General features: G+C 43.5%; 13 protein-coding genes and 4 pseudogenes. 16 read left to right on the plus strand and 1 reads right to left on the minus strand.

What is annotated here, in order from left to right; all coding sequences use genetic code 11:
- Positions 1-128: 128 nt before the first annotated feature.
- The 14 genes and pseudogenes from QT979_RS11130 to QT979_RS11195 all read left to right on the plus strand — a co-directional run bounded on the left by QT979_RS11130 (position 129) and on the right by QT979_RS11195 (position 8,147).
- Positions 129-386 (plus strand): type II toxin-antitoxin system ParD family antitoxin, encoded by a 258-nt coding sequence (locus QT979_RS11130; RefSeq protein ID WP_333309877.1) that lies wholly within the window; start codon positions 129-131, stop codon positions 384-386.
- A gap of 91 nt (positions 387-477) precedes the next feature.
- Positions 478-696 (plus strand): annotated as a pseudogene (locus tag QT979_RS11135) (type II toxin-antitoxin system RelE/ParE family toxin); the annotation flags it as partial.
- Positions 697-758: 62 nt separating this feature from the next.
- Entirely contained in the window at positions 759-1,070 is a 312-nt protein-coding gene (locus tag QT979_RS11140) for a DUF433 domain-containing protein (RefSeq protein WP_333309884.1), read from the plus strand.
- Between the two features lie 6 nt (positions 1,071-1,076).
- Positions 1,077-1,469 carry a DUF5615 family PIN-like protein gene (locus tag QT979_RS11145; protein WP_333310029.1) on the plus strand — a complete coding sequence of 131 codons (393 nt, stop codon included), beginning with the start codon at positions 1,077-1,079 and terminating at the stop codon, positions 1,467-1,469.
- A 592-nt stretch (positions 1,470-2,061) separates the two neighbouring features.
- Positions 2,062-3,000, plus strand: coding sequence for a UDP-glucuronic acid decarboxylase family protein (locus QT979_RS11150; RefSeq protein WP_333038674.1), 939 nt, complete (start codon positions 2,062-2,064; stop codon positions 2,998-3,000).
- 160 nt (positions 3,001-3,160) lie between these two features.
- Positions 3,161-4,549, plus strand: a complete 1,389-nt coding sequence (locus tag QT979_RS11155) for a UDP-glucose/GDP-mannose dehydrogenase family protein (protein WP_333210861.1) — start codon at positions 3,161-3,163, stop codon at positions 4,547-4,549.
- A gap of 180 nt (positions 4,550-4,729) precedes the next feature.
- Positions 4,730-5,131: pseudogene (locus QT979_RS11160) on the plus strand (IS4 family transposase); the annotation flags it as partial.
- A 283-nt stretch (positions 5,132-5,414) separates the two neighbouring features.
- On the plus strand, positions 5,415-5,552 hold the full coding sequence (locus QT979_RS11165) for a hypothetical protein (protein WP_333309886.1): 138 nt from the start codon (positions 5,415-5,417) through the stop codon (positions 5,550-5,552).
- Positions 5,553-5,752: 200 nt separating this feature from the next.
- Positions 5,753-6,088 carry an ISAzo13-like element transposase-related protein gene (locus QT979_RS11170; protein WP_333309888.1) on the plus strand — a complete coding sequence of 112 codons (336 nt, stop codon included), beginning with the start codon at positions 5,753-5,755 and terminating at the stop codon, positions 6,086-6,088.
- Positions 6,089-6,183: 95 nt separating this feature from the next.
- Positions 6,184-6,327, plus strand: coding sequence for an ISAzo13-like element transposase-related protein (locus QT979_RS11175; protein ID WP_333210982.1), 144 nt, complete (start codon positions 6,184-6,186; stop codon positions 6,325-6,327).
- Positions 6,323-6,580: pseudogene (locus tag QT979_RS11180) on the plus strand (ISAzo13-like element transposase-related protein); the annotation flags it as partial. The gene QT979_RS11175 and the pseudogene QT979_RS11180, both read left to right, overlap by 5 nt.
- 10 nt (positions 6,581-6,590) lie before the next feature.
- Positions 6,591-6,674: pseudogene (locus QT979_RS11185) on the plus strand (hypothetical protein); the annotation flags it as partial.
- A gap of 95 nt (positions 6,675-6,769) precedes the next feature.
- On the plus strand, positions 6,770-6,979 hold the full coding sequence (locus tag QT979_RS11190; protein ID WP_333210866.1) for a zinc ribbon domain-containing protein: 210 nt from the start codon (positions 6,770-6,772) through the stop codon (positions 6,977-6,979).
- 358 nt (positions 6,980-7,337) lie between these two features.
- Positions 7,338-8,147 carry a GAF domain-containing protein gene (locus QT979_RS11195; protein ID WP_333309891.1) on the plus strand — a complete coding sequence of 270 codons (810 nt, stop codon included), beginning with the start codon at positions 7,338-7,340 and terminating at the stop codon, positions 8,145-8,147.
- Between the two features lie 407 nt (positions 8,148-8,554).
- On the opposite strand, the gene QT979_RS11200 is transcribed toward QT979_RS11195, so the two are convergent.
- A complete protein-coding gene (locus QT979_RS11200) occupies positions 8,555-10,093 on the minus strand; it encodes a PAS domain S-box protein (RefSeq protein ID WP_333309893.1) in 1,539 nt (512 codons plus the stop codon).
- A 320-nt stretch (positions 10,094-10,413) separates the two neighbouring features.
- On the opposite strand from QT979_RS11200, the gene QT979_RS11205 reads away from it, so the two are divergent.
- Together QT979_RS11205 and QT979_RS11210 are read left to right on the plus strand one after the other, a co-directional pair.
- Positions 10,414-11,064, plus strand: a complete 651-nt coding sequence (locus QT979_RS11205; protein WP_333210871.1) for a DUF3386 domain-containing protein — start codon at positions 10,414-10,416, stop codon at positions 11,062-11,064.
- A 281-nt stretch (positions 11,065-11,345) separates the two neighbouring features.
- Positions 11,346-11,582: a NifU family protein gene (locus tag QT979_RS11210; RefSeq protein ID WP_006632519.1), complete on the plus strand. Its 237-nt coding sequence runs from the start codon at positions 11,346-11,348 to the stop codon at positions 11,580-11,582.
- Positions 11,583-11,737 lie beyond the last annotated feature (155 nt).

Consider the following 11,737-nt stretch of genomic DNA (forward strand, 5'->3'; position numbering starts at 1 on the left):
GCCGGATGCGGGGAAACCAGCACGTCCGGATCTAACTGAGAGGTGCGGAGGATAATACCTCCCATCGACTCAAACAACGTGCAATCCCCCCGAACTGCAATAAAAAAATAGCCAACCGATCTTTACCTATGAGTATCACCCTCACCCCCGAACAAGAACAACTCATCCAAGCCCAACTCGCTAGCGGGCGCTATACCAACGTTACCGAAATCATTGCTGACGCGCTACGGCTGCTGGAAAAACGCGATCGATACAATAGCTGGGTAGAAGAAGTTTGCGTCAAAATCGACATCGCCTCCACACAACTCAATCGCGGTGAAGGAGTGGATGGTGAAACGGCGATCGCTCAAATCCGAGCCAAATTTCACAAAGCTCGATCGGTATAATCGCCAATGAGCCAATATATCATCTCACCTGAAGCGATTCGCGACCTGGACGAAATCGCAGACTAAGTAAGTCGCACGCAACGTTGAAGCAGGCGAACAATTCATCGACGAATTCACTAAAAAATGCCGCTACTTGACACAATTTCCTCTGATGGGACGCAGTTATAGTCAACTTCGCCCCTACTTGCGCGGTATTCCTGTGCAAAACTACATTATCTTTTACCGCATCGCGAACGATGGAATTGAAATTATGAGAATTATCAGAGGCGATCGGGATTTAGAAGCTTTTTTTGAAGAGAATGGAGCATAGGTTAGGAAATTTGCAATTCTAATGGATTTGCTCGATACTATTTTAGATTTTGGCGATCGATTATGACCATCAAAGAACAACTTCTCCAAACCATTGAAACACTGCCTGATGACTTGCTAGCACAAACCCTACAATTCATCCAAACCCTTCATAATCCCATTCACAAAACTCCAGGAATTTGTGGCGGTGCAGCGCGAATTCGCGATACCCGCATTCCCGTCTGGACGATTATCGCCTACCAACAACAGGGCGCAACTGAATCCGAACTTCTCTATAATTATCCAGGACTCACCCTTCAAGATTTGCAAGCGGTTGCGAACTATTACGAACACAACCGAGAAGAAATCGACCTGTGGCTTGCTGAAAATGAGTAACTAAAAATCCTAAAGTTTTACTCGAATGAAAACTTTCTGATCGCAATGGTTGATTTACTGCGATCGCGTGGCTATGATGTTTTGACATCCTATGAAGCTGGACAAGCCAATCAAAAAATTCCCGATGATGAAGTCTTGATGTACCCGACAAATGCAGGGCGAGTAGTCATTACAGACAATCGTCAAGATTTCATCAATCTCCATTCTACAACCTCAAATCATGCAGGAATGGTAATTTGTAAAGCCGATCGAGACTATGCAGGCAAAGTGCAGGTACTTCATGATTTTTTCACCCAAGATACACAGCAAATGGATAATCGTCTGCTTCGGGTGATGAAACAGAATCTTAAAGGTAGTCAACAGACATTTATACTTCAGGAATACCTAACGTTTTCTTAAAAATAATTGTGACTTTAACTGCTGCTGAGATTCCACCGCGATCGGATAGCGATACTGTATAATTATAATTCCCGTCTTCGCAGTTGGTTCATCGCGACTAAGACCAAATAAACCTGGTTTCTCTGAAAAATATTTGCTTTCTCAACTATATCTACGAATAAACCCAGTTTCTAGCCTCGACGCGCATCAGCCCTGTTTAGATAAACTGGATTAACCTATTCTCAAACAAGCCCGTGAAGCGTAGCAATGCCTAGGGAATCAGCCTTTTCTTAGATAACTCAAGACAGAAGCGATCGCATCACCAATCACACATAACAAACAATTAATACCTATTAACTCACAACTGAATTATTGTCAACAGTATTTTTTCTGAAATATTAAAGCTTAAATAAAAATTGCTACCGACATTTGCGAATTATAGCACTTTGTTCAAACTATTTGAAAATGCTAAGTTAATTAAAGATTTTATAAAAGTGACGCATAAGTATTTACATTGTCGATCGCTATTTTGTTATTCTATTAGTAAGTTTCATTCGAGCGACTGAATTTTTGTACTCCAGTCCTACCCCTAAACAGAACGGCAGTTTCCACAATGAGAATTTTAGTCACAGGCGGTGCGGGTTTCCTCGGTTCCCACCTAATCGATCGCTTAATGGCCCAAGGACACGAGGTAGTCTGCCTGGATAATTTTTACACCGGGACTAAACGCAATATCCTCAAATGGCTGGACAACCCATACTTTGAGCTGATCCGCCACGACATCACGGAACCGATTCGGTTAGAGGTAGATCAGATTTACCATCTGGCTTGTCCCGCTTCCCCTATACACTATCAGTACAACCCTGTCAAGACAATTAAAACAAACGTCATCGGCACGATGAATATGTTGGGATTGGCAAAACGGGTAAAAGCAAGATTTTTTCTCGCTTCCACTTCCGAAGTGTACGGAGATCCTGACGTACATCCACAAACAGAAGATTATCGCGGCAACGTTAATTGTATCGGGATCAGATCGTGTTATGACGAAGGGAAGCGAGTAGCTGAAACCTTATCTTTTGATTACCACCGTCAAAATGGGGTAGACATTCGAGTTGTCCGAATTTTCAATACCTACGGCCCCCGGATGTTGGAAAATGACGGCAGAGTAGTGAGCAATTTTATTGCTCAAGCTTTGCGGAATCAACCACTGACTGTATACGGCGACGGTTCCCAAACACGGAGTTTCTGCTACGTTTCTGATTTGGTAGAAGGATTTATTCGTTTGATGAATAGCGACCAAATCGGGCCGATGAATTTGGGGAATCCCGGCGAATACACTATATTGGAACTGGCACAAAAAATTCAAAACACGATTAATCCAGGGGCAGAAATTATCTTTAAACCGCTGCCGGAAGATGATCCAAAACAGCGACAACCGGATATTACTCGTGCTAAAAATTGGTTGGGGTGGGAGCCAACTGTGCCGCTGGATCAAGGTTTAGAGTTGACTATAAAGGATTTTCGCGATCGCATCGAGGGAAACCAAAAGTAGAGACTGGGAGAGTGAGGGATGGAAAAAAATTTCCTAATTCCCAATTCCCAATTCCCAATTCCTAATTCCCAATTCCCAATTCCTAATTCCCAATTCCCAATTCCCAATTCCCAATTCCCAATTCCTACCTGATTTATTTACTAGCTTTGAGGAGATTTCTATGCAGGTTTGCGTCATCGGTACAGGATATGTTGGCTTAGTCACCGGCACTTGTTTGGCCCACATCGGCCACCACGTGATTTGCGTAGACAACAACGAAGAAAAAGTTAAATTAATGAAGTCTGGACAGTCGCCTATTTTTGAACCTGGACTGTCTGAATTAATGTCTTCTGCATCTGCGTCTGGTAATCTAGAATTTACTTCGGATTTAGCAGCAGGAGTGTCTCACGGGGATATTTTGTTTATTGCCGTGGGAACGCCTCCATTGCCTACTGGGGAAAGCGATACTCGCTACGTGGAAGCGGTTGCTCGTGGCATTGGAGCTCACCTCGACGGCGATTACAAAGTAATCGTAAACAAATCGACAGTGCCCATCGGTTCGGGGGATTGGGTGCGAAGAATTGTACTAGACGGTTTAGCAGAACGTCAAAAACCTCAAAGCGGTGAGGGCGCTACTGGTGAGGAAGTCGCAGCAAAAACAGGTGTTCAATTTGATGTGGTTAGCAACCCGGAGTTTTTGCGGGAGGGCTGTGCTGTTTTCGATACTTTTAATCCCGATCGCATTGTTCTTGGCAGCAACTCTCAGCGCGCTATGGATATGATGCTACAGTTATATCGGCCGATTGTCGATCGCAAGTTTGCAGAAAATCCGTCTTTGCCGGAGGTCCCTGTGGTGATGACGGATATCAGTTCAGCGGAGATGATTAAGTACGCAGCTAATGCTTTTTTAGCTACGAAGATTAGCTTTATTAATGAAGTTGCTAATATTTGCGATCGCGTCGGTGCAGATGTTAGTCAAGTTGCCCGAGGTATCGGCTTAGATTCACGGATTGGCAACAAGTTTCTCCAAGCTGGCATTGGTTGGGGCGGTTCTTGTTTCCCCAAAGATGTCTCGGCTTTAGTTCACACGGCTGAGGATTACGGTTACGAGGCGCATTTGCTGAAAGCGGCAGTGGAAGTTAACGAACGCCAGCGGTTGATTGCTATTGAAAAGTTGCAACAAGTTTTGAAGATTCTCAAAGGTAAAACCGTCGGACTTTTGGGTTTAACTTTCAAGCCGGATACTGACGATTTGCGAGATGCTCCGGCGCTGAATTTAATCGAGAGTCTGAACCGATTGGGAGCGAAAGTTAAAGCTTACGATCCGATTGTTTCTCAAACGGGGATGCGTCACGGTTTGTCGGGAGTTTTGGTAGAAACTGACCCGGAAAGGTTGGCAGACGGTTGCGATGCTTTGGTGTTAGTGACTGACTGGGAACAGTTTCGTAATTTAGATTACGAGAAAATGGCAAAGTTGATGAATCATCCGGTGATGATTGATGGTCGCAATTTCTTAGACAAGAAGGTTTTAGAAGCGGCTGGTTTCCAATATGTGGGGATTGGAAGGTAAAGAATGAGCGTGAAGTTGCGATCGCGATTATATCTTGAGGATAGCGATCGCAACTTATCCGTTAGGTAAGAATTCAGGCTGAGAGGGTGACAACCAAGGGAAAACCCAGACGGGGCAATTGTTTGAGATAATGGAGAAGTCGTAAAAAAGCGAGTGGCCTTGGGAGCCACCCCACAAAAAATACTAAAGACATTATACCAAAAGTTATTACGAATCCACTTGAGCGAGAGTCAAGCACTCACCTTAGAACTCTTAGTTCTAATGCTTCAAAGCCATCGACAAGTCAGATTATCAAGATTGGCTAACATCTTTCCACAACCGATTCAATACAATAGTCGCGTCCGAAGTCTCCAGCGATTTCTTAAGCTCCCCCAGCTCTCGGCCAAGTTGCTGTGGTTTCCTATAATCAAAGTGGCTTTAAAGTCTGAATTTAGAGAGCAAAGATTTAATAGAGCGCAACGGAGAAACCGTTCAAAATTAACATTCTCAACTAAAAAATATGTAGCCGTTGCTCTCGAAAGAACTCAATGGCGAGACCGGAATCTAATCATAGTCACTATAATTTGGGGCAATCATGCTTTGGAATGAAAAATCAATAACTTGATGAATTATTAGATATAATCAAGAACAAGGCTAGATCGCTGAGTTTACCAAAACACCAGAGCAACTTGCAACAGTTTTTTTATTACCGTACACTATTTTACCTTTAAACCCATGTTTTATTCGAGTTCAATTGCGTCTAAAATGAAGAAGTTTTATAACTCTTTATCAGAGAAGGATAAAAGAAGGTATGTAGGGATTGAGGCTCAAAAATTGGGGTTGAATTAGCTATATAATACGACTTTGGGGATGTAGTCGAAATACCGTGGTTCATGGAATTGAAAATTTAAAAAAAATGGAGCAACAGATAGAGACAGTCAATAATTCAAGAATTAGAAATTCTGACGGTGGTAGAAAAAATATTTTTTCTAGCCAAATCGGAATTGATGCCGCATTTTTATAAGTTTTAAAATTTGCGAGAGCCGGAGACCCAATGAATGAGTTAATTTAAGGGACTAATTTAACACATAAAGAAATAGCTTAGGGACTTAAGTCGGTCGGATTTATTATCAGTATTCCCTAGTAAATAAACTCTTAAAAAAGCATGAATATGTCAAGCAACAAGCACAAAAAAGCAAACAATAGGAACTAATAAAAATCGTAATGCTCAATTTTACAATATTGCCATGCTCGACACACAGTATAGATGAAGCAGGCAATCCCATTATTAGTTTTGATACCAAAAAGAAAGAAGTTTTAGGTAATTTGTATCGTTCCGGTACTCTTTATACAACCGAACCTGTCATTACTTTAGACCATGTTTTTTGGAGTTTAGGTTGCGGGAAAGTGATTCCACATGGAATTTACGATGGCCAAAAAAAACGAGGTTATGTAACATTCGGTAACAGTAAGGAGACCAGTGAATTTGGTTGTGAATCCATCAAACACTGGTGGAACAATTATGGAAAAGCTACCTATCCTAATCCCAATTCGATTTGAGCTAAGTGTGATGGTGGTGGCAGAAATAATGCTAATCATTATATCTTTAAACAAAATTTACAAAGTTAGTAGATAAAACCGGAATTGAGCTTGAAATTGCTCATTATCATCCCTATATATCTAAATATAATCCCATTAAACATCGACTCTTCCCTCATATTACCAGAGCTGGTCAAGGAGTATTTTTTACAAGTCTCGATTTAGTCAAGAGTCTCATGGAAAAAACTCACACTAACTAACGATGGTCTATCTGTAGTTGTAAATGTGGCAGATAAAATATATAAAATTGGTCGAAAGGTGACTGATGATTTCAAAAAAAACATGAAAATTGTTTTTGATGAATATTTACCCAAATGGAATTATCGAGCTGTACCTCAACTCACTCACTCATCAATCAAGTTATTAATTTTTCATTTCTTAGCAAAACATGAACGCAACCTGAAAAAAAAAGCAGCAAAAACTAGCCAGAAAGGAGAAAAGAAGCAAGTATAGAAATAAAGCCAGGAAACTGGTTGCTAGGGTTCACGAACAAATTAACAATGTTCGTCAAGACTACTTACATAAGCTACCCTTGAAAGCTTGTTGACGATAACCAAGTCATCGTAGTCGAAAGTCTCAACACAAAGGGCATGGTTCGTAACCACAAACTAGAAGAGAGCAATTTCTGATGTATGTTGGAGGATGGTTGTCAATTTCTTGCAGTACAAACTAGACCGTGAAGGTAAAGTGTTGGTAAAGATTGACCGATGCTTCTCTAGCTCGAAACTCTGTTCAAACTGCCACTATCAGGTGAGTGAAATGCCATTAGATGTTAGGGCATGGACTTGTCCTAGTTGTGGTATCCATCACGATAGAGATGGCAACGCTTCAGCAAATATTAGAGCAGAATGACTCAGAATGCTATCAGTCTTGGAAAGCAGGACTGCTGAGTAGAGGAGGGGATTTGAGCCCGAGACTGGGACGCAAGTCCAAGTTGACGCAATCCCCGTTGAAGTCAGAAGCTCACGCTGTACCTTTATGTCAGCGCTGGGTAGTTCACGAAAACAGGACGCTCTCCGTTCTATGTGAAAATCATAAAGATGTTGTAAAGACACCGCAAATACTTAGTAATGTTTGACGGTCTGTGGCAATATTTAAGTAGAATTACGTAATCAATAAGTCGGACAGCGGCAGGCTGGCAAATTCAGTAACTCCCTGCTCTGTTGCCGGAGTGGTAAACTTTTGCCAGTCTAGTAGAAAAAGGGTTGCTATGAATCAGCAAATATCAGCTCAATCGCAAAAGCTTTTACTCCAAATTGGCAGAAATATTCGTCGCACCTTGGATCTCAATACCATCTGGCAGCAAACAGTTAACAGTCTGGGAGAAACACTAGGCGTCAGCCGCTGTATACTTTGTCCCTATGAAAGTTCTAGCCTGCAAGTCAAAGTAGCTGCTGAATACTGCCAAGAACCATTTTTACCCATGCTGGGAATGGAAATCTCGCTCACAGCAGCACCTCATTTCCTTCAAGCTCTAGCCACCCTCGAACCGGTGGTAGTAGAGTCCTTTGCAGCCAATGACTCTTTTGGGCCGCAGTCGCTGCTAGTGGTGGCTACCGCTTACCAAGAGCAACCTAACGGCATAATTAGCTTGCATCAGTGCAAAGGTCGATCGTCGGGAAAGGGTAAGACCGATCGACGTTGGACTCAATCCCAGATCGAATTCGCACAAGAACTTGCCGAGCAAGTAGGAAGTGCGATCGCCCTTGCTACCCTCTACCAAGAGCGCACCAAGCGAGTACAAGGACTATCCCAGCTCAAAAAGCAATTTTTGTTGAAAGCGTCCCACGAGCTCCGCACTCCCCTAAATCACATCATCGGCTATCTACAACTAACCATAGACGACCAAGCTGACGATCCCATAGAGGAGAGAGATTTTATCCAAGAAGCTCACCGTTCGGCTATCCATCTTTCTCAGGTAATTTCCAATATCTTAGATTACATTGAGTTAAGTGAAGCTTGCCAAACTCACGCAGAGTTAGCCACTTTCAGGAGTCAGGAAAAATCGGGGCATCAGTAAACCTTATAGTGGCGTATTTAACAAGTCTAATATTTACGTTTACACAAGTTTTACACAGGAAAAACCTGACAATTTATCGATAGATTCCCTCAATAAATTCGATAGGTGGTTCATCAATTATTTTTAGGGAATTATAGTTTTACAAAGTACAGCATAGCAACTACTACACGTAGTAAGCTGTCGAGCATTTAAATTACATATTGTCTGTTCCCCGTTTCCAGTTTCCTGTTCCCTTTCACCAAATCCTCACACCCTATTTAAATGCACAACAGCTTAGCGCGGTGTATTTATCATATTATGTCCGCTCGCACGACTCACATCAAATAGGTTATTTTACCGGAAAGGATATTGCAAGCATAAGATTACACTTTTGCACTTTTAATGCTTTTAACTTGTGCTTGATAGAATTACCCGCCGCCCTTTTTTTTCGGAGTTTTTGGAGGGCTGACATAGCGCGCCCAAAAAGGTTCCTCCATATCTTTCATCGCTGCTAGTTTTTGGCGCTCTTCCTCTATGCGCTTGCGTTCTGAAAGACTAGAAAATATGTTGATACTGCCGACAGTCTGGCCGCCCGCATCTCGCACACGTGCGGCCCAAAGCCAAACATCGATCGAACTACCATCTTTTTTCAACAAAGATATTTCCAAACCGTTTTGCGGTTTGCCATTAGACGCAGACTTTAGCAGCGCGTAAAAATCTTGCTTTTGGCCTTCAGGAATATTCGGTAAAGGTTTCCCTAAAACCTCAACTGCAGTCCAGCCAAAAAGTTGTTCGGCGGCGCGGTTCCAAACAACGGTATTGCCGTCATTGCTGGTACAGTTAATCGCCAGCGGCGCCGATGCTATCTGGGCTTGCAAAACTTGGTTAACGAGTTGCAGTTTCAATTCTACTTGCTTGCGATCGGTAATTTCCTGACAAGCACCCCACAAACGGACAACCCGTTCAGCAGTTTTGTCCCACACCACTTGCCAGTAGTCCCGCACCCAGCGCACCTCGCCTTTTTGATTAATAATGCGATACTCATTAGCTCCAGTGCGGCTGAAAGTACAGCCTTCTAACTGTTTAATTAGCATTTCCCTGTCGTCTGGATGAACGAGTTCAGAGTTCCACCAACCAAACGATTCTAATTCTTCAGGAACGCAACCGGTGCAGCGCTCAAAAGCTTCTGTCGCCCACTCGCAGGCGAACTTGCCGTCGGGCTGCCCCTTAAAAGAATAGGCAAAATCCGAAGTAATTTGCGACATAACTCTGTAGTGGAGTTCCGACTCTCGGACTGCAATTTCGGCTTGCTTCCGTTCCCCTATTTCCCGCGAATTAATTATAATTCCCTGCACGCTAGAATCGTAAAGCAAACTGTTACCTATCGACTCCATGTAGATCCAAGAACCGTCAGCGTGGCGTTTCCGATATTCGATTACCCCTCCAATTCCCGGAGATTCTAACAACTTACCAAAATACGTCTGCCAAGCCAGCAAATCGTCTGGATGGATTAACTCGCCGTGAAATTTGCCAATTCTTTCTTCGGGATTGTAACCCAAAAGCCGCTGTAGGGCTCCGCTGTGGTATCGAACTCGCCCGTCGGAGCCGACAATGGTAATTAGATCGGGAGAATTACGCAGCATAGCTTGCAGTTTGGCTTCACTTTTAGTTAATGCTTGAGTGTCCCTGCGATGCTGGCTGATTTGTTTTTCCAACTGCTCCCGTAGCTGTCTGATTTGCCCTACTTGCTGGGCTACAGTGCGTTCCAAAAGGCGATTATTTTTTTCAATTTCAACGAGCTTTGCGGCGTTATTTGTGGCGCTTTCAAACAAGCGGCTGCCTGCCATTTCCTGTAGAGAATTTGATAAATCTTCCAAAACTTTTGTGAAAATTGCCTGTTGCGGGTGTGGCAATTCCCTAGCTTGTTCCTGCAATGTTTCTAAGTGTTTGTAAACAGTTTCTAGCATTTTATTAAGGGGGGAATCTAATAGTTGCCTGCGGGTGCAACCCCTAAAAAGCGGACACAAGTTTTTTCAACATAACCCATAACTAAGACTGGTGTCTGGCGATCGACCCATCGCGCTCTCAATAACCAGGCATTTTGGGACTTTATCTTCAAATCATAGCAACCGATAGAGAAAGTAAATTCTTGTTGCGCCCTAATTGCCACCCCAGCCGCTCCCCCAACAAGTGTTCGCCAGGAGTGCGGGTAACTCCCCTACCCAGTGAATGTGGGGCTTCTCGCGGTTAAGCTAAACTAGATTGGTGTCAAGAGAAAGAGGGATTTATGACAGAGCAAGCCAACGCTCGCGATTTGTTTCGCGCTGCTTACGAACACCGCTATACCTGGGATGCCAATTTTCCCGGTTACAGTGCCGATATTGAACTCAAACAGGGCGACGAAGTATATACGGGTCATGTTTCCATCAAACCCGACATGAGCGTGGAAGTCAGCGGCATTGAAGATGAGGAAGTGCAGCAAAGCGTCTACACCCAAATGCGCGATATTGTCACCCACCGCAAACGATCGACATTTGAAAAATCTCACGGCAAAAATAGCTTCACCCTGGGCGAGAAAGACAGCACCGACGCTGTGGACATCTTGGTGCAAGGCGACTCAATGGGATCGAATTATAAAATCCGAGGTCTCTCAATTTGTCAAGTCAGCCGGGTGATGGGTCGCATGGCTTTCGTAATTGACACGCACAAAAGCTTAGAGACACCCGAAGGTTCTTTGGCCAGCCACTACGATGCCGTTTTCCGCAACCCTCAAACCGACGAAATTATCAAAGAACTCGAATTTGAAGATACCTTTGAGAAGATAGGCGACTATTATGTCATGACCAAGCAAGTAGTTCGAGCCAAAGAAAAAGGTCAACTGACAACAACCGAGTTCAACTACTCCAATGTCAAACTGCTAGAACCAGCAATAGTGTAGCGGCTTCAAAAACCCGATTTCTTAAATAAAACGGGTTTTTTTTAGTTAACGTATCAGAATCAACTTGATTTGGCGACAAGTAACGCTACGATCGAACAAGAGAGCTAATTGGGATCGAGCATCAGCGTGACAGAAACCGGGTTTCCTGCCGCGGGCTCACCTGAGTGCCTAAGTCTTTTATCAAAAAACCCGGTTTCTTAAATCCCGCGCGGGTTGAGAATGCTGCCCTTGAGTCAAATCGAACTTTCATCAACTGCAAGAAATCATCACAGAGGCGAAATATGACACTAGCACTAACCAGAGATAACGTCGAAACAGTTCTCGATGAAATGCGCCCCTACCTGATATCGGACGGTGGCAACGTCGAACTCGTAGAAATTGACGGCCCAGTGGTACACCTGAGACTGCAAGGAGCTTGTGGCTCTTGCCCGAGTTCCACAATGACTCTGAGGATGGGCATTGAACGTCGCCTGCGCGAGGCTATCCCAGAAATTGCCGAAGTCGAACAGGTAATGTAATTAGTCAGTTGGCAATTGGTAGTTGGCAGTTGACGGTTGACAGTTGACGGTTGACAGTTGACGGTTGACAGTTGACAGTTGACTTTGACTGTTACCAATTACCAGTTGACCGTTGACAGTTGGCAGTTGGATGTTAACAGTTGACTGTTACCAAT

Source organism: Microcoleus sp. w2-18bC1 (assembly GCF_036700365.1).
Lineage (GTDB): Bacteria > Cyanobacteriota > Cyanobacteriia > Cyanobacteriales > Microcoleaceae > Microcoleus.